Origin of the sequence: Streptosporangium subroseum, assembly GCF_900188345.1 — a bacterium.
Classification (GTDB): Bacteria; Actinomycetota; Actinomycetes; order Streptosporangiales; family Streptosporangiaceae; genus Streptosporangium; species Streptosporangium subroseum.
The window spans coordinates 36,806-58,863 of sequence record NZ_FZOD01000033.1 but is presented as its reverse complement, the minus strand read 5'-3'; the positions used below and the strand labels follow the sequence as shown (position 1 = coordinate 58,863).

The following is a 22,058-nucleotide window of genomic DNA, read 5'->3' as shown; positions in this document are numbered from 1 at the left end:
GGACGGAGAAGCCGAAGCTCCGAGCTGAGGGGGGTCTCCATGAAAGCCATCGTCTACGACGCGTTCCGGCGGCCGCCGACCCTGCGCGAGGTGCCCGACCCGGTCTGCCCGCCGCACGCGGCGGTCATCCGGGTGGAGGCCACGGGCGTGTGCCGCAGCGACTGGCACGGCTGGATGGGGCACGACCCCGCGATCGGCGAGCTTCCCCACGTGCCCGGTCACGAGTTCGCGGGCACGGTGGAGCGGGTCGGCGCGGACGTGCGCGGCTGGCGGCCCGGAGACCGGGTCACCGTGCCGTTCGTGTGTGCCTGCGGGAGCTGCGAGCGGTGCCTGGTCGGCGACCATCAGGTCTGCGACGACGAGTTCCAGCCCGGTTTCACCCACTGGGGATCGTTCGCCGAGCAGGTCGCGGTGGCGCACGCCGAGGTCAATCTGGTCCCCCTGCCGCAGGAGGTGAGCATGGTGGCCGCGGCGAGCCTCGGCTGCCGCTTCGCCACGGCCTTCCGCGCCGTGACGGCCCAGGGCCGGCTCGCGTCCGGCGAATGGGTCGCCGTCCACGGCTGCGGCGGCGTGGGCCTGTCCGCGATCATGGTCGCCGCCGCGTACGGGGCCCGGGTCGTGGCCGTGGACGTCTCTCCCGCCGCGCTGGAGGCGGCGAAGCGGTTCGGAGCCGAGGCGACGGTCGACGCGACGTCCGAGGAGGTCGCGCCCGCCGTGCGCGAGGCCGCCTCCGGCGGGGCGCACCTGTCCATCGACGCCATCGGCAGCGCCGCCACCTGCCTGAACTCCATAGGCAGCCTGCGCAAGCGCGGTCGGCACGTCCAGGTCGGCCTGATGATCGGCGACCAGGCACACCCTCCGATCCCGATGGACCGCGTGATCGCCCAGGAACTGCTCATCGTGGGCAGTCGCGGAATGGCCGCCCACGCCTATCCCGCGATGGTGGATCGGGTGGCCGACGGCACCCTGCGGCCCGATCTCCTGGTGGGCCGTACGGTCCCGCTCGACGAGGCCGCCCCGGAACTGGCCGCGATGGACCGGCCCGTCACCGCGGGAATGACGGTGATCACCCTGTAGCCCCTCCGGACCGGGCCGGAGGGGAGCGACGAGACTTGGCGAGGGGCCGGGAGAACTGGGATCCTTCCGGGATGCGTATCGCCGACATCGCTCCCGACGGTGGAATCTTCGGGCGGAACCTGCTCGCCGTGCAGCACGCGGCCTACGCCGTCGAGGCGAAGATCATCGAAGACGACCGCATCCCTCCGCTGCACGAGACCCTTGAGGAGCTGTGCGCGGAGCGGCTGACGTGGCTGGGCGCCTTCGACGATGACCGGCTGGTCGGGGCCGTGGCGTGGTCGGAGACGGCGCTGATGGTGGACATCGACCGGCTCGTCGTGGATCCGGGCGCGCACCGGCGGGGGATCGGGGGCGCGCTGGTGCGCGAGGTCATGGCGCGGGCGGGGGAGCGCCGGATCGTCGTGTCCACCGGCAGGGCCAACATGCCCGCCCGCACGCTCTACGAGCGGTTCGGTTTCGGCGGGGCCGAGGACGTCGAGGTGATCCCCGGTCTGTGGATCACCAGGTACGCCTATCCCGATTGAGGCCCGCGTATCATTTCTCGGCATGTTGCGAGATATCGCCGGCGAACTCCGTGAAAGCGCACGGAAGCGGAACGGCCTACGCCCGAAGGGGCCCGAGCTGGTGCACGTCGAGGACCTGACCGGCCCGGCAGGACTGCCGCTGCGTCACTACCGGCCCTCCTCCGAGCCGCGTCCCCTGATGGTGTTCCTGCACGGCGGCGGCTGGGTCTTCTGTGATCTGGAGACTCACGACAGAACCTGCCGCCGCCTCGCCAAGGAGTGCGACGTCGAAGTGCTGGCGGTGGAGTACCGGCTGGCACCGGAGAATCCGTACCCGGCTGCGATCGACGACGCCGTCGAGGTGCTCCGCTGGGCCAAGCCGGTGGCCGTCGCGGGGGACAGCGCGGGTGGATATCTCGCCACCATGGCCTGCCTGCGGTTGCGGGACGAGGGCGGTCCGCTACCTGCCCTGCAGATTCTGATTTGTCCAAATACCGATCTCACGCTGTCCCAGCCCAGCATCACCGAGAAGGGGACGGGCTACGGGCTGGACGCCGACATGCTGAGCTGGTTCACCGCCCAGTGGGTGCCTGACCCGGCGGGGCGCCACGCGGCGAGCCCGTTGCACCAGAGCGACCTGTCCGGCCTGCCGGCCGCCCTGCTGGTGACCGCCGAGCACGACGCGTTGCGCGACGAGGGCGCCGCCTACGCCCGCCGCCTGACCGACGCCGGAGTGAGCGTCACCTATCGCTGCGAACCCGGCCTTGAGCACGGATTCATCCAGGGAATGGACCTGACCAGCCCCGAGGCGGCGGCCGCACACGAGCGGATCTTCGCTGATGTCCGAGGACTGATTCCGCGCAAGAACGACGGACGGGGCGCCGACGGGTTGAGCGGGGCTGGGGACGCCCGGTAGCGGGGCGCCGGAGGGGTCAGGCGGGGACGAAGTTGGGGCCGTTGGTGTCGAAGTCGGGCTTGTTCTCGTTGACGAACTGCTCGACGGACAGCGGGGCCCGATGACCGATCTTCTCGACGTTGTCGTTCGTGCCGGCGAAAACGCCGTTCCGGTAGTCGACGGCGACGTTGCTCAGGTGCTGGACGAGGTGCGCGGGCAGACCGCGTTCCGCCATGGCCGAGGCGAACTCCTCGACGCTGATCGGCTCGTAGCGCACCGGGATGCCGAGCGCGCCGGACATGGCCCGGGCGATGTCGTAGTGGTTCAGTTCGACGGGGCCGTGCAGGGTGTAGACCGCGCGGTTGTGCGGCTCGGGGTCGAGCAGCAGCGCGGCGATCACGTGGGCCTGGTCGACCGCGGCGATCGGCGCGTGCCGGCCCTCGCCGAACGGAAGCCGCAGATATCCCTCTCCGTTCCGCAGTTCCCACCACGACTTCAGCCACTCGGCGAAGAACGTCGGCCGCAGGTGCGCGGTGAGCAGGTCGGTCCGGTCGAGCAGGCGCTCGCACAGCCAGTGCTGCCGGGCGGCGTCGCTGCCCGCCTCACGGCGGGCGGAGATCTGCGACATGTTGACCACGGACCGGACGCCGGCCTCGATCGCCGCCTGGGCGAAGTAGGTGGTCGCCTCGATGAGGCCGGGGGAGATCGGATGGCACAGGTAGGCGCCGGTGACGCCCCGCAGAGCCGTGCTCACGCCGTCCAGGTCGCGAAAGTCCGAGACGACGACCTCGGCGCCGGCCTCGGCCAGCGAGCGGGAGCGCTCGTCCTCGCGATGCACCATGGCGCGGACGCGGTGACCGCGCCGCAGCAGCAGGTCGATCGTGCCGCTCCCGGTCTTACCGGTCGCGCCGGTGATCAGGAACAGCCTGTCGTCGTCGGTCATCTGAACACCTTTCGTAGAACTACGCGTTGCCGTCCAGGGGCCGGAACCCCCTGCGGTCGCCCGCGATGCCGTTCACGCGGCGAAACGGCCTGTAGGTCCGGTCACGCATCCGCTCGGGTGCCACGGATGCCGCGCACGAAGTCCGCCACCGCGGCGCCGATCAGATCCGGGCTGTCCTCTTGGACGAAGTGCGCGCCCGGCACCGTCACTTCGGTCTGGTTGGGCCAGGTCCGGCAGAATTCGCGCTGGCTGCGGATCAGGATGGCACCGGGTTCGGCGTTGACGAACAGTTTGGGCACCGTGGACGTGGCCAGCCATCGGCCGTACTCCTCGACGATCCGCACCACTTCGGCGGGTTCGCCGTCGATCGGGAGTTGGCGCGGCCAGCTCAGCGTGGGGCGACGGCTCTCGCCCGGGGTGAGATAGGGCGTTCGGTAGACCGCCATCTCCTCCTCGCTCAGATCCCGGAGGATCCCCGTCGGCATCACCCCCTCGACAAACGCGTTGTCGGTGAGCACCATGGATTCGCCGGCGGGGGAGCGGAGAGCCTGGAAGGTCCGCCGCGGGCCGTCCCGCCAGTCGTTCTCCCAGGTCATGGGGGCCACGATGGCCTCCATGTAGGCGATGCCGGCGACCCGGTGTTGGTTGTGGAACGCCCAGTCGAAGCCGAGTGCGGAACCCCAGTCGTGCAGGACGAACACGGCGTCGTCGCCGATGCCGAGATGCTCCCAGAGCGCGAACAGGTGGTCTCGCTGCTCCCGGTAGGAGTAGCGATCCGGGCCGGAGTGGGGCAGTTTGCCGGAGTCACCCATCCCGACGAGGTCGCAGGCGATCAGCCGGCCCAGTCCTTCGAGGTGTGGCATGACGTTGCGCCACAGATAGGCCGAGGTCGGATTGCCGTGCTGGAACACGATCGGATCGCCCTCTCCTTCGTCGAGGTACGCCATCCGGACCCCGTTGATCTCGGCGAACTTCTTCTCGGCGTAGGGGCGGGTGTTCATCCTCGGCCTCCTTCGGGGCGGATGCGGTCAGTCGGCGAAATCGACGGTGATGTCGGAGAAGTCGACGATGATGATCGGTGTGGGCCCGGGGCGGCCGTCCTGGACGGGTAGCACGTAGCGGTGCGTCGGGAACAGCAGGCCGGACACGGTGCGGTGCGCTTCGGTGTGGTGTTCGGCGGGCCGGTCGCCCATCACATAGGGCGCGTAGTCGAGCTTGCGCTGCACTCCGGATTTGTCGTAGTAGAAGGTCTGTTCGGTGCTGTGGGTGGCGATGCGCGGGGGGAAGGTCACCCGGAGTCGCCGCCACTGCTCGCCGCCTGCCTGCCACGGCTCCAGCTCCTCGGTGCGGACGCCGGGCAGCGTCAGCAGGTACGGGGTGGTGAGGTAGTTCCACATGCCGTACCCGCCGAAGTACAGGGCGTGCAGCGGATCCCAGCGGGCGTCGCCGTCCCGGACCGGGGAGGACTCCCGCGGCGCGTGGCGTTCCTGCAGGACGGTGTCGCGCCGGTCCTCGATGGCGACCCGGTCGGGCGTGTACACCCCGCGGAGCCCGGGGCCGGTGAAGCCGGTGAACACGGTGCGCTGCTCATGCACGTCGACCGCGACGTCCAGGTTGGCGAAGATCTTCTCCTGGCCGAGCGCCGTCCAGGCCGGACCGCTCATGTCAAGCCGGGCACGGATCGTCCTGGCCCTGCTCCAGCGTTCGATGCCACCGTGCGCCTCCAGGACCAGATCCAGCAGTCCAGACTCTTGGATCTTGTACATGAAACCTGGCCTCCCTCCTGCCCCGGCCATGCCTGTGTCTTCTCGGCCGCGCGAACCACGTCGTCGCGGTGCTCCGGCCGGATGAACGGAACGGCCTACCAGGGCTCGACCTGCTCGGTTCACTGACCGAACTACTCCTGGTGGACACCGTAGCACGTGTCAGTTCGGTGAGTGAACTGCCATGGTGGGGCCGGGGCTCATCCGGCGGCGTTCACCGCGCCCAGCATGATGCGGTCGGCCGCGTGGACCGCTTCCGCCCGGCTCAGGCGACCGGTGGTGACCTCGCGGGCCAGCGCCTCGGCGGCGCCGACGACGCCGAGCATCAGCGCCATCCCCTCGCTTGCCGGCAGGGGCACGAAACGCTCCACGGCGCGCAGGTAGAGCCCGGCGTAGCGCTCCCGCCCCTCCCTCGGCAGTTCCTCGGTACCGGCGATCGAGGAGAGCGCCGCGGTCACCACGACGAACTCCTTGCCGATGTGCAGTACGCAGTCGATGTACGCTGAACACCCTCCTGGGCGAGCCGCGCTGAGTCAGCCTTCGTCGACCGGGAGCGTGCGCCCCGCCTCGATTGGTTCGAGGAGGCGCCGTGGGGTGTTGATCGCGTTGGACACGGGATCGTGAGCGGAGCTTGTCGGATCGAATCCGGGCCCGGGTTCGATCCGGATCTCCGGGACCGGGACGACCAAACCGCAATCTTCGCAGCGTCCCCCGTGGTCGAGAAGACCTCCGTCCCGATCATGGCGCTCGGCGCGCTGCACTCCGGCCGGAGAGTAAAACGTGTCCCCCCAGCTCATCAGGGCACGCACGATCGGCCACAGTCCGACGCCCTTGGCGGTCAGCCGGTACTCGACGCCTCTGGTCGCATCGTCTTCACGTACGAGCACGCCTTCCTGCACGAGGAACTTCAGCCGGTTGGTCAAGACGGCGCGGGGGATCTTCAGCTGAGTGGCGAAGTCTCCGAATCGACGCACCCCGAAAAACGCGTCGCGGATGATGAGGAGCGTCCACCGCTCTCCAACGATCTCCAGCGCTCGTGCCAGCGAGCAGTTGCGGTCCGCGTAGGTACTGGGGAGTGTCATGTCACGATTCTACCCGCCCCGGTTCACTGAGTGAACTAGAGCGTGCTACGGTCTTCACCAGCACTAGTTCGGTCAGTGAACTGAACATGTCGAGCTTGAGAGGCCGGTCCGTGTACCAATTCCTTGTCTCCTTCACCGTCCCGCCGGAGCACCGCGACGACTTCGTCCGGGTGGCCGGGAAGACCGCGCGTGACTCCCTCGCGAACGAGCCCGGCTCCCGCCGGTTCGAGGTCATCATGGACGAGAAGAACCCGGATCTCTTCTACCTGAACGAGGTCTATGCGGACCTCGACGCGTTCAACGCGCACGCCGGCGGCCCCTACTTCAAGGCGTTCTTCGCCGAAGCCGGCGCCTACGCCGAAGGCCCTACGTGGCTCATGAGAGGAAACCTCATCGGCGACAGCGCCGCCTGAGGCATGTCCGGCGGCAACACAAGATCACTGCGGTTCGCCGGCGACACCGTCGAGAGGCAGGTAGACCCGTGGTTCGTGTGCGGTGCGATCTCCCGGTACGACGGCGGACGTGGTCCCGCTCCTCTGCACAACTGGTTTCACCTGTTGATCAACCAGGCCCGGATGGAAGGTTTCATCTACATGAACCACGAGGCTCGCTTCGACGAGATCGAAGCCGATCTCCTGCCCCGCCTGCGCAACGGCGAGCTGCGCGGCCGAGAGCACGTGGTCGAGGGACTGACCGCGGCCCCAGCGGCGCTTCGCATGCTCTTCGACGGAACGAACACGGGCAAGCTCCTCGTGCGGGTCGGTCAATCCTGACCCGCGTCCATTGCGCCACGCGGACCACCGGGCCGAGCCGGCACGAGGACCGGATCGCCGCGTCCGGGCTGCCCGACAGCCCGGCCGGAGCGCCGGCGGCGCGCTCATCATCGGCGCCAAAGCCCCCAGGCGGCGGCGCGACCTGACCGTCGGGCGTTCGCCGATTCCGGTGTTCGCTGCGGGACCTGCTCGCAAGTCACCAACTCAGAGGAGATCCATCATGTCGTCTGTGCTCATCACCGGCGCCTCCAAAGGCATCGGCCGAGCTATCGCCGTCGAACTGTCAAACCGGGGCCACCGGGTCATCGCCACCGCGCGCCGCCCGGAAACGCTGGCCGACCTGCCGGTCGACCAGCGCCTGCGCCTCGATGTCACCGATCAGGAAAGCGTCGACCAGGCCATTCAGGATGCCGGCGACATCGATGTGCTGGTCAGCAATGCCGGCGAGACGGTGCGCGCGCCTCTGGAGAGCGTCCCGCTCTCGGAGGTCGAACGGCTCTTTCAGCTCAACACCCTGGGCGCGCTGCGAGTGGCGCAGGGTGTGCTTCCGGCGATGCGTGAAAGAGGATCGGGCCGCCTCATTTTTGTCTCCAGTATCCAGGGGCGGCTGGTGCTGCCGATGATCGGCCCGTACGGCGCCAGCAAATGGGCGCTGGAGGCGCTCGCGGAGACGCTCGCCATCGAGACGGGTCACTTCGGTATCAAGGTGAGCGTGGTGCAGCCCGGTGTGGTCTCCTCGGGTGGCGCCGCGCGCGCCAAGGTGTACCTGAAGGAGAACGACCCGTACCTCCCGCTGTATGGGGCGCTGGACGTCCTCCGTGGCGAGTCCGTCACCCCGGAGGAGGTGGCCGCCACGGTGGCCGACACGATCGAGCAGCCCGAACCTCCGCTGCGCGTGCCGGCCGGGGCACCCGCCGAGCGGGTCCTGCGGGCCCGCAAAGCAGCTCCGGAGAGCGAGCCCTTCCTGATAGCCGAGATCAACTGGTAGTCGAGTAGCCGGACGGGAATCCGGCCATGACCGGTGGATTCATCCCGCACCCTCGCTCGTCGGCCGCATCACGTCGCTCGCCATGACGATCCCCGCAGCCGCCTTCGTGAGCCACCGCGACGACCCGGCCGTCCGAAGAACCCGTATGAGAAGTGGTGTCAAGCATGCTAGGAAACAAGCCAGAATCGGTTGGTTCTCCGATGGGGCAGTCACATCCGCTGGACAATTCCGTCTACTCGGCGCTGACCGGGCCGCAGACCCACTTCGCTCAGCGACGGGGCAACGCACTGCGCTACCCGTTGGACGTGTCACCGTTCATGGCGCTGCCGGACTCCCCTGACGACGCCGACTGGGCGGACATCGCAGCACTCGCCGGTCCCGGTGGGGGAGTCACGCTGACCGCTCTCACGGTCGAGCCGCCGGATGGCTGGGAGGTCGTCACGCGAATCACCGTGCTACAGCTCATCGACGACGGCGTCGCGGCCGCGCGGGACCAGGAGGCCGTCCGCCTCACCCAGGCGGACGTTCCGGAGATGCTCGCTCTGGCCGGACGCACCAGGCCGGGACCGTTCCTGCCACGCACGATCGAGATGGGTACCTACCTGGGCATTCGCAGTGGGGGGCGTCTGGTGGCGATGGCCGGTGAACGCCTGCGCCTGCCGGGGTGGACGGAGATCAGCGGAGTCTGCACCGACGCGGACTGGCGTGGACATGGACTGGGGACCCGGTTGATGCTCGCTGTCGCGGCCGGCATCCGGGAGCGCGGCAAGACGCCGTTCCTCCATGTGGTCGCGTCCAACACGAACGCCCTCCGGCTGTACGAATCCCTGGGATTCCGGCTTCACCGCGCCATGACCCTTGTGCTCACCCGGCCGCCGGGGGAAGCACCGATCAGGTAGCGCCTCAGCCGTAGATCGTTGAACAGAGTCGAGGAGCGAGACATGAGCCATGGCCGACGCGAGGGCGAGCCGATACCCCAGAGCAGGCTGGAAGGCCCGGCCGCGGACACACCGCAGGCCCCCGTCCTGGTCACGGGTGCCACCGGGCGGCACGGAGCGACGGGCCCGTACGTCGTGCGCCGCCTTCTGGAGGAGGGTAGGAACGTGCGGGCGCTGGTGCGGCGCCTCAGCGGGCGCACGGACGAACTGGCCGCGCAGGGCGTCGAGGTTGTCGTCGGGGACCTGCACGACCGACGCAGCGTCGTCCGGGCGCTGCGCGATGTCGAGACGACCTACTTCACCTATCCGATCGACGCCGGGGTCGTGGCGGCGGCGGCGAACTACGCCGCGGCGGTCCGCGAGTACGGTGCCCCGGTGCGGACGGTGGTCATGTCCATGGGCCCCGCGCATCCTGGGCACCCCAGCGACCGTGGGCGCGCCCAGTGGTTGGCGGAGGAGGTGCTGCGCTGGGCCGGACTCGACATTCTGGTGCTCAGGATCGCCGCGGCCTTCCACGAGAACATCAGCGTCCTGCACGGCAGGTCAGCCCGCGAGCGGGGCGTGATCCGCAACTGTTTCGGGGATACCCCGGTGGCGTGGATCAATGCCGAAGACGCGGGTGAACTGGCGGTCGCGGCGCTCATGCACCCCGAGCGCTTCGACGGCCCCGTCTGCTACCCGCCGGGCGCGGAGGAGGCCGACCACGCGACCATCGCCGCCCTGCTCGGCGAGGCGCTCAACCGACCGGTCAGATTCGAGCCGATCGACCCCGAGACCTGGCGCCAGGAGCTGGTCGAGCTTGCCGCCACCGACACCACCGGCGTGGTCAACCCCGACATGGCGGGCCACATCACCGCCGTCGCGGCCCACATCGCCGGACGCGGCTCCACCCGGCCGGCCAACCGGGACGAACTGCGCCACCTGATCGGCCGCGAGCCGATGACCCTGCGAAGCTTCCTCCTCGCCGGCCCGGCAACGGCTCCGGGACGTCTGGGCTCGTCATGAACCGTCACCGCTCTGACGCCACCGGTGCGGGAAACCCGCCTGCCCGCGACGGGTCACCGGCGCCCGCGAACCCTCGAGTGGAGCTTCGCGCGCCAATGGTGTAGATCATTGAGCCGTGGACGACCGACTGAAACGCGATGATCTGACCGACGACGAGTGGGCGCTGGTGGAGCCGTTACTGCCTGCCCGGGCTCGGAGGGGAAACCGGTGGGCCGATCACCGTACGATCGTCGACGGGGTGTTTTTCCGATTCAGGACCGCCTGCCCCTGGCGGAAGCTGCCGGAGGACTACGGCAACTGGAAGACCGTCTACAGCCGGCATCGCCGCTGGTCGGCGGATGGCACCTGGGAGACGATCCTGGACGCGCTGCGGCCCGGCCGCGACGAGACCGAGGACCCCGGCGCGGGACTCCCGGCATCCGGCGCCCGGCCGAGACCGCGCGAGGACATCCGGCCCTGGAAGATATTCGAGGTCGCCAACTGGTGACCGCGGGTCACGACCCCGCCCGCCGGGGCCGGGGGGGCGCCGTGGTGGATCCCGCGATTCCCACGAGCTTCCGCGTCAAGCGTCGGCGACCCTGCCGGGTGGCCTATCGCGGGGTCGTGACGCCTCCGTTGCGGGCGAGCCACGCCGTGTAATGCGGTCGTTCGCCGATGGCCTCGTGGTGCGCCTCCGCGGCGAACTCGGTCAGCTCCCGCGCACGATCGGCGAGCGGGCCGCTGCGGCGCCAAGCCACCAGGTGCCGCAGCCACAGTGGGGTCCCGGCCAGCGGGCGCACCACGACTCCGGGGCCGTCCTGCACCGTGGCCTGGCAGGGGGCGACGGCGTGCCCACCGGCGACCAGCTGCCGGATCATCGCCTGCTCGGTCATGCTGTGCGGGACCCGGGGAGAGAAGCCCGCGTCCCGGCAGGCGGAGTAGACGCACTCCGGCCAGCCGACGCCGTCCGGCGGCGAGATCACCCAGTCGTCGTCGGCGAGGTCGGCCAGCCGTACCTCCTCCTCTTCCGCGAGCGGGTGCGAGCTGCTCAGAAGAACGAAGACCGGCTCGGTGGCCACCAGGTGCATGCCGACCGAGGGGACGACGGGCAGTTCGTTCCCCGGGTAGTCGACGAGGGTCGCCGCGTCCAGCCGGCGGGAGGCCAGCAGGTCGAGGAGGAGCCGCGGGGAGTACTCGGTGTGCACGGTGATCGGCATGTCGAGGACCTTGAAGAGCCGGCTGAGCAGGCCGGACAGCATGGGCGTCACGTATCCGCCGATACGTGCGACGTCCGGCCGGCTCTCGTGGGCGCCGGTGCCCGTGATCAACTCGTCCACCGCGAGCAGGATCGACCTCGCCCGGGTCAGCATGAACTGGCCGAAGGGGGTCGGGGTGACGCCGAGGCGGCCACGCCGGAAGAGCTGCCCGCCGAGCGTCCCCTCGACCCGCTGCAACTGGGCGGTGAGAGCGGGCTGCGACACGCCGATGGTGGTGGCCGCCCTGCTGAGGCTCCCGGCGTCGGCGATGGCACAGATCACCCGCAGATGGCGGAGCTCAAGCTGCACTGCAGCCCCTCCTTTCACCCCTATAACGCGGGAACTATACCCCCTTGGGATTGGCGGGATATTTCGCAGTTCACACATGCTGGAGGTCGCGTCAGGGCGACCGGAGGGACCTTCCGCGTCCGCGACCCGTCACTCCTCCGGATCCGCCTTCGCCGATCGTACGATCATCGCTTCGCTCGGCCACGTCAACACCGTGGGCAGGACGGTCGCGGCACGTCCCTCGAGCGATCCATAAATCCGGAGTTATGGCTATATGGGATGTGCGCTGAGAGAGCGGAGCCTCGATAGTGCAGGCACTCCCTCGACATTTTTTCCGGAGGTTCCCTTCATGCGCATGACCAGGCCCCTCGTGGCCTTGGCAGCCGCCTCCCTGGCAGCCGTCTTCCTGACAGTGCCCGCGGCCCATGCCAGTGCCGCCGCCGAACCCGGCAGCGCCACCGTGGTGCCGCTCCAGGTCACCGGCGACCCGGCCGGCCGGTTCAACCTGATCATCATGGGCGACGGCTACACCGAGAACGAGCAGTCCGCGTTCGCCGCCGACACCACCCTGCAGCTCAACGTGCTCTGGTCGATCGAGCCGTACAAGTCCTACCGGAACTACTTCAACGTCTACCGGGTGGACATCGTCTCCGGCGAGTCCGGGGTCGGCTGCGACGCGGACCTGGCCGACGGGAAGAAGAACACCCCGCTGAGCATGGGCTTCTGGGGCAACTGCAACCCCACCAGCGTGCAGCGGCTGATCACCATGAGCAACTCGGCCGCCAACAAGTACGCCAACATGGTGCCGGGCACCTCCAGCGGGAACCGGCAGATCGTGGCGCTGGCCAACAGCGGCACGTACGGCGGGGCGGGCGGCGCCTACGCCACCGCCTCCGGCCACAACTCGATGTCGGCCCTGATCGCCCCGCACGAGATCGGCCACTCCCTCGGCAGCCTGCAGGACGAATATCCCTACTACAGCCGCGGCGTGGACGGCGGCGCCTACACCGGCGGCGAGCCCAGCTCCGCGCACCACACGCTGCTGACCGAACAGCAGATGAAGGACCAGAAGAAGAAGTGGTGGCGCTGGCTCGGCGAGCCGAGTGAGGCCGGCGGCACCATCGGCCGCTACGAGGGCGGCATGTACACGAGCAGCGGCATCTGGCGGCCCAGCCAGCACTCGATCATGAAGACGCTGGGCTACTACTACGACCAGGTCAGCCGCGAGATCATGACCCAGAAGATCTCCGCCAAGGTCAGCCTCGTCCAGGGCAGCACTCCCACCACGTCGCCGGTCGGCGCCGACCGGGTGCTCTGGGTCGAACCGCTGCACCCCAACAGTCATTCCCTGACGACCACCTGGCAGGTGGACGGCACCGCGCTGTCCGGCCAGGGCACCGAGATCGACCTGCGCACGCTGAACCTGTCGCCGGGCAAGCACACGGTGACCGCGACCGTGACCGACCCGACCGAGTTCGTACGGGCCCCGGACATCCGCGCCGCCAACCTCGTCGCGACCCGCACGTGGACGGTGGACACGAGCGTGACCACCGTTCCGGGAACGGTCGGCTCCGGTTTCCTCTCCTCCACGCCGAACAACCGCGGGGTGGGACGCGAGGAGGTCGTCTACGTCGAGACCCCCCACTCCGACGACGCCATCCCCACCGTCACCTGGGCGCTGGACGGCAAGCGGCTCGACGAGAGCGACGAGGACCTGGACCTGGGCGCCGTCGGCCTCACGCCGGGCAGCCACACCGTCACCGCCACCTCCGGCGGCCAGACACTCACCTGGACCGTGGACGGCCCGCCCACCACCGGCTACGAGCTCTCCGAGCCGCTGGTCAGCTCGGGTGAGGCCTACGTCTACAACAGCCCCTTCACCATGAAGCTCACCGGTCACGCCGAGGAGCCCGGATACGTCGTCAGCGAGTCGCGGGTGGACGGTGACGGCTGGTTCAACTACTTCGGCTGGCCGACCTCCGCCGACCTGCCGTGGCAGTTCAGCGAGACCGGCACCACCATCGACAGCCTCACGTACGGCGTGCTGCCTCGCGGCAGGCACACCGTCGAGTACCGCTCCATCGACGCCAGCGGCAACTACGGCGCCGCGAAGAGCTTCACGGTGACGACCCTCGCGGCGCCGCCGGCCTGCACCACCACGATCACCGGCCCCAAGAAGGGCGCGATCTCCGTCCGCTCCGGTGTCACCTGCCTGAACAACGCGGAGGTCAGCGGCACGGTGACGGTAAGCCGCGGCGCGTCCCTGGTGGTCGACGGCGGCAGGATCTCCGGAGCGCTCACCGCGTCCGGCGCCGCCGAGGTGCACCTGCTCAAGGCGCGCGTCGAAGGGGCGGTCGCCATCTCCGGCACCACCGGCCGGCTGGTCATCGCCGGCGCGGACATCGGTGGCGCGATCATGCTGAGCGGTACCACCGGCACGGAGGCCCTCGTCGTGACGGGTACCCGCATCCGCGGCTCCCTGTTCTGCGCCGGCAACACGGCCCAGCCCTCCGACGCCGGCGTGTCCAACACCGTCACCGGCGCCGGCCAGTGCGCCGGCCTGGTCGACGACCCGCAGCCCAAGGCCCGGGCCAAGTCCTACGAGGCGGTGCTGCCCGCCGGCCGCTGAGAAGGACGTCGCACGACCGGCAGGAACGGGCGGGGTGCCCTCACAATGAGGTGAGGGCACCCCGCCCCGCCCGGTTGTCCGCATCAAGGGTGAGGGTTCGTACCGTTGGCCCCGAACGCCATGTGAACCTCTGCGGAATGTCTGAAATCCTCAGACGACCACAGGACATCGAAGACGCCGAACGTCGCGCCGGTCCGGCCGGGCGGAGACTAACGCGACAGCTCGATCTGGTACCTGATGAAGCCGCGGTTCTCGGCCACCTTGTCGTACAGGCGCCGTGCCGTGCTGTTCGATTCGTGGGTGTTCCAGTACACACGGCCACAGCCCCGCGCCCGGGCCCGGTCGGTCACGGCCTCGATCAACGCGCGGGCCACACCCCTGCCCCGCACGTCCGGAGCGGTGAACAGGTCCTGCAGGTAACAGACGTCGGTGTCGGGCGCCGAGGTGCTGGCGTGGACGAGGAAATGCGTGATGCCGACGAGCCTGCCGTCCAGGCTCGCCCCGAGGGCGTGCAGTCGCGTGTCCGCCCGGAATTCCTCCCACGCCCTGTCGTACATCTCCGCCGGCTCGACGCGCCGGTAGAAGTCGATGTACGCGCGGAACAGGTCTTCCCAGACCGCCCTGTCGGACGGGAGGAGCTCGCGGACAACGATCATGTGATCTCCTTCTGGGTCACGCGGGCCGAAGGTCCGCGCGAGGTCGATCCCGGCTGCCTCCCGAGGTGTCCCGCGGGTCGGGGACGGCAGGATCGGGCGCCCTCACCCTAGGGACAAGTGGCCTTCCGCAGTACGGCCACTGTCCCGCGAAAACGGGGGACCACTCGGAGGGCCGTGTTCCACGGCGCCGGGAACGCGGGCCCTCCACCGGCCGGCGATGCGATCCGGGCCGATGCGTCGAACAGCAGCGGCCTCCTCCACCGATCCGCAGGCGGCCCCGGGAACGCCGTGACAGGTCTGGTGATGGAACCGTTTCCGGGGAATCGCGGGATGCGGTTCAGGCGTCGCGGGTGTCGTACGTCGCACGGTTGGCGAGCACATCGTCCATGTGCGTCTCGGCCCAGGTCTTGAGGCCGCGCATCATCTGGTGCAGCGAGAGACCGAGGTCGGTCAGCTCGTAGGAGACCGTGACGGGCACGGTCGGCGTCGCGGTGCGGGTGATCAGACCGTCGCGCTCCAAGGAGCGCAGCGTCTGAGTGAGCATCTTCTGACTGACGCCGGCCAGCAGGCGGGACAACTCCGAGTAGCGCATCGACCGGGGCTTACCGGCGCAGTCGGCGCCGAACCGATGCGAGCCGTCGCTGCCCAGCGCGGCCAGGACCAACGTGACCCACTTGTCGGAGAGCCGGTCGAGCAGCTTGCGGCTGGGACATCCCGCTAGGAAGGCGTCGTATTCCGCCTTGGCCTGTGACCTCTTCTGGGCCGCCGTCATCGTTGCCATCGACCGCTCCTTCACCCGTGGGTGCCTTACGAACTCGGAAGTGCCTACTTCCCGTCAGGAAGTTACCCCTCCATAGTGAAGCAGGCATCCGTTAGGCACCAGCACCGCCTGGCTCAAAACGAAAACCAGAGGTATGAGCATGCCCTCCACTTCCCTTCCCGGCGGCACCTGGACGCTGGGCGACCTGAACGTCACCCGGTTCGGCTACGGCGCCATGCAGCTCGCCGGCCCCTGGGTCATGGGGCCGCCCGCCGACCACGACGGCGCACTCGCCGTCCTCGCCGAGGTCGTCGACCTCGGCATCACCCACATCGACACCAGTGACGCCTACGGGCCACATGTCACCAACCAGCTGATCCGTGAAGCGCTGCACCCGTACCCCGAATCGCTGCACATCGTGACCAAGGCCGGCGCGACCCGCGATCAGCAGGGCGGCTGGCCCCCGGCCCGAGAGCCGGAAAACCTGCGCCGGGCCGTCTACGACAACCTTGAGAACCTCGGCCTCGAGGTGCTCGACCTGGTCAACCTCCGGCTCGGCAACGCCGATGGACCCCAACCCGGCTCGCTCGCCGAACCGTTCGAGACGCTCGTCGAACTCCAGCGACAGGGCCTGATCCGGCACCTCGGAGTGAGCAACGCGACGGCGGAACAGGTCGCCGAGGCACAGGCGATCGCGCCGATCGTGTGCGTGCAGAACATGTACAACCTCGCGTACCGCCAGGACGACGAACTGATCGACAGGCTCGCCGAACAGGGCATCGCCTACGTGCCCTACTTCCCGCTCGGCGGCTTCAGCCCACTGCAGTCCTCGGCGCTCTCGGCCGTGGCCGCCCGGTTGGACGCGACTCCGGTGTCCGTCGCCCTGGCCTGGCTACTGCGGCGGTCGCCGAACATCCTGCTGATCCCCGGCACCTCGTCCGCGGCGCACCTGCGCGAGAACATCGCCGGCGCGGCACTCTCGCTCTCCGACGAGGACCGTGCCGAGCTGGACAAGATCGGCCACTGACGAGGCCTCCGCACTCACCTAAACGGGTCCGGACGGTTCGATCTGGCTGGGCGAGACTACAGGGTTGCCGGGTCGGTGAGTGAGGAAGGCAATGGTGGGTGACTCAGTCGTGTTGCAGTGGTCGCCAGAGAGTTCGGGTGTGGGTGATCGTGAATCCGAGGCGTTGCAGGTTGGCTTGGCTCGGCGACCCGAACGCGGTCGTGACGACCACGTACGGGGAAGTATCGGCGGCGTCGTGGAGGCGCTGTTGGATCAGGGCGCTCTGGCAGCCACGGTTGCGCATGCCCGGGACGGTTGCCGCGCCGGCGAGGTAACCGCGTTGCCGGGCGGTGTAGAGCGCTGCGGCCGCGACCGCCCGGCGGTTGTCCTCCCCCTCAGGGTCAGTTTTCAGGCGGCATCGACACGTGGTTCTCCGGTGCGGGCCGGGGCGACCGGCACGTACGCCGTACGTGCTCGACCCGCTGAAGGTGACCAACACTTACTGAGCCTTATAGCGACATGGGATGATCCTTTCATGGATCGGACCTAGCGTAGTGAGGGCTGTGCATGTCTGCGAAGGCGATCGCGTTTGTTGCTTTCCTGCTGATCGGTTCGGGGGTTCTCGCTGGCATACTTCCTGTCACCGAGCAAGGGGAGCGATGCGGCTCGGCGTTCAAAGGAATCTCGCTGTCCGAGGACGAAACGGACTCCCTCTCGTACGCTAGACAGTTGGAGCAGATGGACTCCTGCGAGGACGTACGAAACCTGGTGAGGATTCCGGCGATCGTGCTGATCGCGGCGGGTGGCGTGACCCTGCTGGCTGCTGTTGGTAAGCGTTGGACTCTTACCGTGTCGCGCTTTTGATCTTGATGTCGATGCAGTCGCGCGGAAGCTCGAAACGGCTCCAGAAACAATGAAAGCCTGATTTAGGACCATGTGCTGACATGGGCCTTCGCGCTTGGAGCAGGTGACCGGAATCGAACCCGCGCTTTCAGCTTGGGAAGTCTCTAACGAGCTTGACCTCTGAACTGGGGAAGGGCTGACCTGCGAGGGAGGGCTCCGATTACCCGTGATTCCCCCCTGTTCCCCGGCCTTACTGGCACGCGAGTGGCACGGCCTAATCTCCCCTCCAGCTGATGACGAGGAACAGACTGCGGATTAGAAGTCCGATGGGAAAAATGCCAGGACACGGCGGAGGTTATGGCCGGTGAGAGGGGAGCCGCCATCGGTGGTCAGCCTGTGCGGGGCTCCGCGCGGTCATGGTTCTGGGTGACCTTGTTGCGGCGGCGGGTGTCCGTCAGGAATTCGTCGAGGGCGTCTCGGGTGGCCCGTAAGGCCGCGTCGGAGGTGGCGAAGGTGCGCTGGGCGATGCCGACGAAGATGCAGTCGACGATCAGGAGCTGGCTGATGCGGCTGGCCAGCGCGCCCGGCCGGAAGGCCGTTTCCCGGCCGGCGGAGACGAGGACGTGGTCGGCGAGTTCGGCCAGGGAGGAGCGGGGGTTGTTGGTGATGGCCACGGTGGTGGCTCCGGCCTTGCCCGCGAGGCGCATCGGTCCGAGCACGTCGGGGGTCTCGCCGGTGCAGCTCACCCCCACCGTGACGTCGCCTGGCCGTACCAGCGCGGCGCTGGTGAGCGCGAGGTGGGCGTCGGTGAAGGCGTGGCTGGACAGGCCGATCCGCATCAGTTTCTGTGCCATGTCGACCGCGACGAGGCCGGAGGCGCCGACGCCGTAGACGTCTACCTTGCGGGCGGCGGCCATGGCCTCCACCACGGCGCCCAGCCGGTCGGGGTTGAGCTGCGCCGCGGTGTCGGCCAGCGCCTCGGACTCGGCTCGGGTCACCTTCGCGATCACGTCGGTGAGCGGGTCGTCGGGCCCCAGATCGCCGGGGACCAGCCGTTCGGGCTCATCCCTGGCCACCACGGCGGCCAGGGCGAAGCGCAGCTGGGAGTAACCGGCGAAGCCCAGTGCCCTGGCGGTGCGCACGATCGTGGCCTCGCTCGTCCCGGAGACCGCGCTGAACTCGGTGATGGTGCTGCGAGCCACCATGCCGGGGTCGTTCAGGATCAGACGGGCGATGCCCTGGGCGGCGGGGGTGAGCGAGGGTAGGACAGCCCTTACCGTCGCGACCAGGTTTCCGGGGGTGGGGCCGTCGTGGTCGTTCATGCGTGCCTTTCGTGTCGGGGGTTACCTTATTGGCCCTTGGTCAGCCATTGGGCAACGGCACGGGCTGATGCCCTGGAAATGCCATTTGTTGTGACGTATACGGCTCCAGTGGGCTCGCCGGGAAGCCCGGTCTCGACCACGATGGCGTCGGGGCGCAGCCGTACGGCCTGGGCCAGAAGATCCCGGACCCACGGCCGGCGCTGAGCGTCGTGCGCCACCAGCACGAGCGGGCGCTCGTGATCGCCGAGGTCGGGAAACTCCGCCGTCTCGGGGGTGACGGTGCACGCGGTGGTGCCCGGCAACAGCTCGGCCAGGGCTCCGGCCACGCCGGTCAGGGTGTCGGGATCGACCGCCCGGCTCAGCCGCGGGGCGATGTCCACGACCAGCGGCGGCCGTGAGAGGCAGGGTCCGTGACCGTCGGCGACGACCACGCGCATGGCCGCGAGGGCCACCTCCAGGCCGACGTCGTCGCCCTCCCCGCCGGAGTCTGCTTTTCGCGTGGCGGCGTTCGCGCCGTACCAGCCGGCCAGGGCGAGCACCCGAGCCGCCGCCTCGGCCAGCCGGTCCTCGGCCAGTCTTCCGTCGTGTACGGCCTCCACGATCGCGTCGCGCAGTTCCCGGACGGTCTCCCCGTCGGGGGAGGTGATGCCGGCGCAGATCGCGTCCGCGCCCGCGACCAGCGCGCGGACCGCGATCTCCCCGGGCGGGTGGAGGGCGGCGACGGCGCCCATCTCGATGGCGTCGGTGACCAGCATGCCCTCGAAGCCCAGCTCCTCGCGGAGCAGACCGGTCATGATCTTCCTGCTCAGCGTGGCGGGATTGTCGGGATCGAGTGCGGGCACCAGCAGGTGGCCGCACATCACGGCCTGGACCCCGGCGTTCACCGCGGCGCGGAAGGGCGGCAGGTCACGCTCCCGGAGAAGATCGAGGGAGGCGTGCACGGTCGGCAGCGCGTGGTGGGAGTCGGTGACGGTGTCGCCGTGGCCGGGGAAGTGCTTGGCGCAGGCGGCCACCCCCGCGCCCTGCAGCCCGGTGACCCAGGCGGCTGTCTGCCGGGAGACGAGCTCGGGGTCGGGGCCGAAGGAGCGGATGCCGATCACCGGATTGGCCGGGTTGGCGTTGACGTCGGCCACGGGGGCGTAGTCCAGGGTGATGTCGGCCGCGGCGAGGAGCCGGCCGATCTCCCGGGAGATCCGCTTGGTGCGTTCCACGTCGTCGACCACGCCGAGCGCCCGGTTGCCCGGCCAGAAACTGCCCGTCGAGGCCTGCAGCCGGGTGACCGACCCGCCCTCCTCGTCCGCCGCGACCACCACGGCCGGATTCTCCTCGCGCAGCCGGGCGACGAGTTCGGCCGTCTGCGCGGGGCCGGTGAGGTTGCGTGCGAACAGAACGGTCCCGCCGAGGCCTTCGGAGAGGGCCCGGAGCAGCCAGCCGGGGGGTACGGTGCCATCGAAGCCTGGCTGGAGCACGGTCATGGCCAGCCGGGCCAGGTCGGGGCTGCTATGGGGCATACGGCCACCTTCTCGCTGGAAGCGTCTCGGATCAGGTCACACATCAATGACAATTTATTTCATCATAATTGCTTTGAAAGTAGCTTTCTGTCATTGTCGCGATCGAGACCTCCGTGATCAGCTTCGTGTTCGTCCAACGGCGCCTGGCCCGCGGCCTCATGGCCGGAACCGCCAGGAGCTGAACACCTCCTTGGAGTCCGCATGAGCTCACCCGACCGGCGCACCGTCCTGCGCGGCCTCACCCTCGCCGCCGCGGCGACCACAGCGTCCCTGCCCGTCCTCGCCTCGACCCCCGCCTCCGCCTCGACCGCCGGCACCACCTTCCCCGCCTCCGCTCCGGCCGAGTACGTGCAGCCGCTGCGGCAGATGCGCGGAATGTGGATCGCCTCGGTCGTCAACATCAACTGGCCGTCCAGGACGGGGCTGACCGCGGACCAGCAGAAGGCCGAGTATCTCGCTTGGCTGGACCTGGCGCGGGCCCGCGGGCTGAACGCCGTGTTCGTCCAGGTCCGGCCGACCGCCGACGCCTTCTGGCCCTCGCCGTACGAACCCTGGTCGCAGTATCTGACCGGCGTCCAGGGCCAGGATCCCGGCTACGACCCGCTGGCGTTCATGGTCGGGGAGACGCACCGGCGGGGTCTGGCCTTCCATGCGTGGTTCAACCCCTACCGCGTGTCCATGCAGGCCGATCCCGCGAAGCTGCATCCCGACCATCCGGGCCGCAGGCACCCCGACTGGATCGTCGCCTACGGCGGCAAGCTGTACTACAACCCGGGCATGCCCGAGGTCCGCGCGTTCGTGCAGGACGCGATGATGGACGCGGTCACCAGATACGACATCGACGGCCTGCACTTCGACGACTACTTCTACCCGGTCAACACCCCGGACTTCGACGACAGCGCCGCATACGCCGAGCACGGCGGGGGATTCCCCGACCTCGCGGCCTGGCGGCGCGACAACGTGGACCTGCTCGTGCGGGAGATGCAGCGGCGCGTACGGCGGGCCAAGCCGGAGATCGCCTGGGGCATCAGCCCGTCCGGCATCTGGCGCAACAAGGCCACCGACCCCCTCGGCTCGGAGACGAGCGGCGGCCAGTCCTACGACAACCTGCACGCCGACACCCGGGGCTGGGTCAAGAAGGGCTGGCTGGACTACATCGCGCCGCAGCTCTACTGGTACATCGGCCAGTCCAACGCCGACTACGCCAAACTGGTCCCCTGGTGGTCCGAGGTGGCGGCGGGCACCGGCACGCAGCTCTGGATCGGTCAGGCGGCCTACAAGGCGGGGGTCGCGGGGCAGCCCGTCGAGTGGTTCCAGCCCGACCAGCTCACCAGGCACCTGAGCCTCAACCGGGATCACCCGCAGGTCGGCGGCGACATCTGGTACAACTCCGGCGACGTGCGCGATGACCGGCTCGGGTCGATCAGCGCCGTCGTGGCCGATCACTACACCCGCCCCGCGCTGAGCCCGTTGCTGCCCAGGCTCGCCAAGGGCCGGGCCCCGCTCCGCCCGGTGCTCCTGCGGGCGCGCCGGGTGGACGGAGGCATCGAGCTGCGCGTCCTGGCCACCGGCAAGGAGCTTCCGTTCCAGTACGCGATCTTCCGGCTCGACCGGCGCGCCAGACCGGCGGACTTCACCGACGCCCGGCACCTGGTCGCGGTCGTTCCCGCCGACCGTCACGTACGGTGGGTGGATCCCGCGGGCGCCAAGGGGGCCTACTACTACGTGATCGCCGTGGACCGGCCAGGGCGCCAGAGCCCGCCGAGCATCGGGCGCCACGCGCGGTGACGACCTCCGGTTGAACGTCTCGTACGGCTCCCGCCCGGTGGGAGCCGTACCCC

Annotated in this window: 23 protein-coding genes and 1 pseudogene; 13 read left to right on the top strand and 11 right to left on the bottom strand. The window is 69.2% G+C overall.

Annotated elements, in window-relative coordinates:
- Window positions 1–39: 39 nt before the first annotated feature.
- The 3 genes from CHC08_RS28055 to CHC08_RS28045 all read left to right on the top strand — a co-directional run bounded on the left by CHC08_RS28055 (window position 40) and on the right by CHC08_RS28045 (window position 2,496).
- A complete protein-coding gene (locus CHC08_RS28055; protein WP_089210379.1) occupies window positions 40–1,077 on the top strand; it encodes a zinc-dependent alcohol dehydrogenase family protein in 1,038 nt (345 codons plus the stop codon).
- A 71-nt stretch (window positions 1,078–1,148) separates the two neighbouring features.
- Window positions 1,149–1,601 carry a GNAT family N-acetyltransferase gene (locus CHC08_RS28050; RefSeq protein ID WP_089210378.1) on the top strand — a complete coding sequence of 151 codons (453 nt, stop codon included), beginning with the start codon at window positions 1,149–1,151 and terminating at the stop codon, window positions 1,599–1,601.
- A 22-nt stretch (window positions 1,602–1,623) separates the two neighbouring features.
- Window positions 1,624–2,496: an alpha/beta hydrolase gene (locus tag CHC08_RS28045; protein ID WP_089210377.1), complete on the top strand. Its 873-nt coding sequence runs from the start codon at window positions 1,624–1,626 to the stop codon at window positions 2,494–2,496.
- Between the two features lie 16 nt (window positions 2,497–2,512).
- Here the strand turns inward: CHC08_RS28045 and CHC08_RS28040 are convergent, their stop codons facing one another.
- The 5 genes from CHC08_RS28040 to CHC08_RS28020 form a co-directional block, all read right to left on the bottom strand.
- On the bottom strand, window positions 2,513–3,418 hold the full coding sequence (locus CHC08_RS28040) for an NmrA family NAD(P)-binding protein (protein ID WP_089210376.1): 906 nt from the start codon (window positions 3,416–3,418) through the stop codon (window positions 2,513–2,515).
- 101 nt (window positions 3,419–3,519) lie between these two features.
- Entirely contained in the window at window positions 3,520–4,419 is a 900-nt protein-coding gene (locus CHC08_RS28035; protein WP_089210375.1) for a haloalkane dehalogenase, read from the bottom strand.
- A gap of 27 nt (window positions 4,420–4,446) precedes the next feature.
- A complete protein-coding gene (locus CHC08_RS28030) occupies window positions 4,447–5,184 on the bottom strand; it encodes a hypothetical protein (RefSeq protein WP_089210374.1) in 738 nt (245 codons plus the stop codon).
- Between the two features lie 197 nt (window positions 5,185–5,381).
- Window positions 5,382–5,642, bottom strand: coding sequence for a hypothetical protein (locus CHC08_RS28025; RefSeq protein ID WP_089210373.1), 261 nt, complete (start codon window positions 5,640–5,642; stop codon window positions 5,382–5,384).
- 72 nt (window positions 5,643–5,714) lie between these two features.
- The gene (locus CHC08_RS28020; protein WP_089210372.1) at window positions 5,715–6,263 is read right to left on the bottom strand and encodes a winged helix-turn-helix transcriptional regulator; all 549 of its coding nucleotides are present in this window, start codon (window positions 6,261–6,263) and stop codon (window positions 5,715–5,717) included.
- A 110-nt stretch (window positions 6,264–6,373) separates the two neighbouring features.
- On the opposite strand from CHC08_RS28020, the gene CHC08_RS28015 reads away from it, so the two are divergent.
- The 6 genes and pseudogenes from CHC08_RS28015 to CHC08_RS27990 all read left to right on the top strand — a co-directional run.
- Window positions 6,374–6,676, top strand: coding sequence for a putative quinol monooxygenase (locus tag CHC08_RS28015; RefSeq protein ID WP_245878609.1), 303 nt, complete (start codon window positions 6,374–6,376; stop codon window positions 6,674–6,676).
- Window positions 6,677–6,679: 3 nt separating this feature from the next.
- The gene (locus CHC08_RS28010; RefSeq protein WP_089210370.1) at window positions 6,680–7,036 is read left to right on the top strand and encodes an MDR/zinc-dependent alcohol dehydrogenase-like family protein; all 357 of its coding nucleotides are present in this window, start codon (window positions 6,680–6,682) and stop codon (window positions 7,034–7,036) included.
- Window positions 7,037–7,256: 220 nt separating this feature from the next.
- Window positions 7,257–8,024, top strand: a complete 768-nt coding sequence (locus CHC08_RS28005; protein ID WP_089210369.1) for an SDR family oxidoreductase — start codon at window positions 7,257–7,259, stop codon at window positions 8,022–8,024.
- Between the two features lie 200 nt (window positions 8,025–8,224).
- A complete protein-coding gene (locus tag CHC08_RS28000) occupies window positions 8,225–8,923 on the top strand; it encodes a GNAT family N-acetyltransferase (protein ID WP_245878608.1) in 699 nt (232 codons plus the stop codon).
- A gap of 42 nt (window positions 8,924–8,965) precedes the next feature.
- Window positions 8,966–9,967, top strand: a complete 1,002-nt coding sequence (locus CHC08_RS27995) for an NmrA family NAD(P)-binding protein (protein ID WP_089210367.1) — start codon at window positions 8,966–8,968, stop codon at window positions 9,965–9,967.
- Window positions 9,968–10,094: 127 nt separating this feature from the next.
- Window positions 10,095–10,352, top strand: a pseudogene (locus CHC08_RS27990) (transposase); the annotation flags it as partial.
- A gap of 205 nt (window positions 10,353–10,557) precedes the next feature.
- On the opposite strand, the gene CHC08_RS27985 reads toward CHC08_RS27990, so the two are convergent.
- On the bottom strand, window positions 10,558–11,511 hold the full coding sequence (locus tag CHC08_RS27985; RefSeq protein ID WP_218825514.1) for a LysR family transcriptional regulator: 954 nt from the start codon (window positions 11,509–11,511) through the stop codon (window positions 10,558–10,560).
- 334 nt (window positions 11,512–11,845) lie between these two features.
- Here CHC08_RS27985 and CHC08_RS27980 point away from each other — a divergent pair, with 334 nt between their 5' ends.
- Window positions 11,846–14,119 (top strand): M64 family metallopeptidase, encoded by a 2,274-nt coding sequence (locus tag CHC08_RS27980; RefSeq protein ID WP_089210411.1) that lies wholly within the window; start codon window positions 11,846–11,848, stop codon window positions 14,117–14,119.
- A 209-nt stretch (window positions 14,120–14,328) separates the two neighbouring features.
- On the opposite strand, the gene CHC08_RS27975 is transcribed toward CHC08_RS27980, so the two are convergent.
- Both CHC08_RS27975 and CHC08_RS27970 read right to left on the bottom strand, forming a co-directional pair.
- The gene (locus CHC08_RS27975) at window positions 14,329–14,775 is read right to left on the bottom strand and encodes a GNAT family N-acetyltransferase (RefSeq protein ID WP_089210364.1); all 447 of its coding nucleotides are present in this window, start codon (window positions 14,773–14,775) and stop codon (window positions 14,329–14,331) included.
- 337 nt (window positions 14,776–15,112) lie between these two features.
- A complete protein-coding gene (locus CHC08_RS27970) occupies window positions 15,113–15,556 on the bottom strand; it encodes a winged helix-turn-helix transcriptional regulator (protein WP_089210363.1) in 444 nt (147 codons plus the stop codon).
- A gap of 139 nt (window positions 15,557–15,695) precedes the next feature.
- Between CHC08_RS27970 and CHC08_RS27965 the strand changes: the two genes are divergently transcribed.
- The gene (locus CHC08_RS27965; protein WP_476718285.1) at window positions 15,696–16,562 is read left to right on the top strand and encodes an aldo/keto reductase family oxidoreductase; all 867 of its coding nucleotides are present in this window, start codon (window positions 15,696–15,698) and stop codon (window positions 16,560–16,562) included.
- 103 nt (window positions 16,563–16,665) lie between these two features.
- Here the strand turns inward: CHC08_RS27965 and CHC08_RS48560 are convergent, their stop codons facing one another.
- Window positions 16,666–16,845, bottom strand: a complete 180-nt coding sequence (locus CHC08_RS48560) for a hypothetical protein (protein ID WP_143653371.1) — start codon at window positions 16,843–16,845, stop codon at window positions 16,666–16,668.
- Between the two features lie 263 nt (window positions 16,846–17,108).
- Here CHC08_RS48560 and CHC08_RS27955 point away from each other — a divergent pair, with 263 nt between their 5' ends.
- Complete coding sequence (locus CHC08_RS27955; RefSeq protein WP_089210360.1) at window positions 17,109–17,405, top strand: hypothetical protein; 297 nt, start codon at window positions 17,109–17,111, stop codon at window positions 17,403–17,405.
- A 368-nt stretch (window positions 17,406–17,773) separates the two neighbouring features.
- Here CHC08_RS27955 and CHC08_RS27950 read toward each other — a convergent pair whose 3' ends face one another.
- Window positions 17,774–18,706, bottom strand: coding sequence for a MurR/RpiR family transcriptional regulator (locus CHC08_RS27950; protein WP_089210359.1), 933 nt, complete (start codon window positions 18,704–18,706; stop codon window positions 17,774–17,776).
- A 26-nt stretch (window positions 18,707–18,732) separates the two neighbouring features.
- Window positions 18,733–20,217: a glycoside hydrolase family 3 protein gene (locus CHC08_RS27945; RefSeq protein WP_089210358.1), complete on the bottom strand. Its 1,485-nt coding sequence runs from the start codon at window positions 20,215–20,217 to the stop codon at window positions 18,733–18,735.
- A gap of 201 nt (window positions 20,218–20,418) precedes the next feature.
- On the opposite strand from CHC08_RS27945, the gene CHC08_RS27940 reads away from it, so the two are divergent.
- Complete coding sequence (locus CHC08_RS27940; RefSeq protein ID WP_089210357.1) at window positions 20,419–22,005, top strand: glycoside hydrolase family 10-like protein; 1,587 nt, start codon at window positions 20,419–20,421, stop codon at window positions 22,003–22,005.
- Window positions 22,006–22,058 lie beyond the last annotated feature (53 nt).

What these genes read in the sequence shown, in the direction of transcription:
- CHC08_RS27975 (WP_089210364.1), bottom strand. Translation starts at nt 14,775, where the DNA reads ATGATCGTTGTCCGCGAGCTCCTCCCGTCCGACAGGGCGGTCTGGGAA.
- CHC08_RS28040 (WP_089210376.1), bottom strand. Translation starts at nt 3,418, where the DNA reads ATGACCGACGACGACAGGCTGTTCCTGATCACCGGCGCGACCGGTAAG.
- CHC08_RS27965 (WP_476718285.1), top strand. Translation starts at nt 15,696, where the DNA reads ATGCCCTCCACTTCCCTTCCCGGCGGCACCTGGACGCTGGGCGACCTG.
- CHC08_RS27945 (WP_089210358.1), bottom strand. Translation starts at nt 20,217, where the DNA reads ATGCCCCATAGCAGCCCCGACCTGGCCCGGCTGGCCATGACCGTGCTC.
- CHC08_RS28000 (WP_245878608.1), top strand. Translation starts at nt 8,225, where the DNA reads ATGGGGCAGTCACATCCGCTGGACAATTCCGTCTACTCGGCGCTGACC.
- CHC08_RS28050 (WP_089210378.1), top strand. Translation starts at nt 1,149, where the DNA reads ATGCGTATCGCCGACATCGCTCCCGACGGTGGAATCTTCGGGCGGAAC.
- CHC08_RS27950 (WP_089210359.1), bottom strand. Translation starts at nt 18,706, where the DNA reads ATGAACGACCACGACGGCCCCACCCCCGGAAACCTGGTCGCGACGGTA.
- CHC08_RS28010 (WP_089210370.1), top strand. Translation starts at nt 6,680, where the DNA reads ATGTCCGGCGGCAACACAAGATCACTGCGGTTCGCCGGCGACACCGTC.
- CHC08_RS28045 (WP_089210377.1), top strand. Translation starts at nt 1,624, where the DNA reads ATGTTGCGAGATATCGCCGGCGAACTCCGTGAAAGCGCACGGAAGCGG.
- CHC08_RS28035 (WP_089210375.1), bottom strand. Translation starts at nt 4,419, where the DNA reads ATGAACACCCGCCCCTACGCCGAGAAGAAGTTCGCCGAGATCAACGGG.
- CHC08_RS27980 (WP_089210411.1), top strand. Translation starts at nt 11,846, where the DNA reads ATGACCAGGCCCCTCGTGGCCTTGGCAGCCGCCTCCCTGGCAGCCGTC.
- CHC08_RS27995 (WP_089210367.1), top strand. Translation starts at nt 8,966, where the DNA reads ATGAGCCATGGCCGACGCGAGGGCGAGCCGATACCCCAGAGCAGGCTG.
- CHC08_RS28030 (WP_089210374.1), bottom strand. Translation starts at nt 5,184, where the DNA reads ATGTACAAGATCCAAGAGTCTGGACTGCTGGATCTGGTCCTGGAGGCG.
- CHC08_RS28005 (WP_089210369.1), top strand. Translation starts at nt 7,257, where the DNA reads ATGTCGTCTGTGCTCATCACCGGCGCCTCCAAAGGCATCGGCCGAGCT.
- CHC08_RS28020 (WP_089210372.1), bottom strand. Translation starts at nt 6,263, where the DNA reads ATGACACTCCCCAGTACCTACGCGGACCGCAACTGCTCGCTGGCACGA.
- CHC08_RS27955 (WP_089210360.1), top strand. Translation starts at nt 17,109, where the DNA reads ATGTCTGCGAAGGCGATCGCGTTTGTTGCTTTCCTGCTGATCGGTTCG.
- CHC08_RS28055 (WP_089210379.1), top strand. Translation starts at nt 40, where the DNA reads ATGAAAGCCATCGTCTACGACGCGTTCCGGCGGCCGCCGACCCTGCGC.
- CHC08_RS48560 (WP_143653371.1), bottom strand. Translation starts at nt 16,845, where the DNA reads ATGCGCAACCGTGGCTGCCAGAGCGCCCTGATCCAACAGCGCCTCCAC.
- CHC08_RS27970 (WP_089210363.1), bottom strand. Translation starts at nt 15,556, where the DNA reads ATGGCAACGATGACGGCGGCCCAGAAGAGGTCACAGGCCAAGGCGGAA.
- CHC08_RS27940 (WP_089210357.1), top strand. Translation starts at nt 20,419, where the DNA reads ATGAGCTCACCCGACCGGCGCACCGTCCTGCGCGGCCTCACCCTCGCC.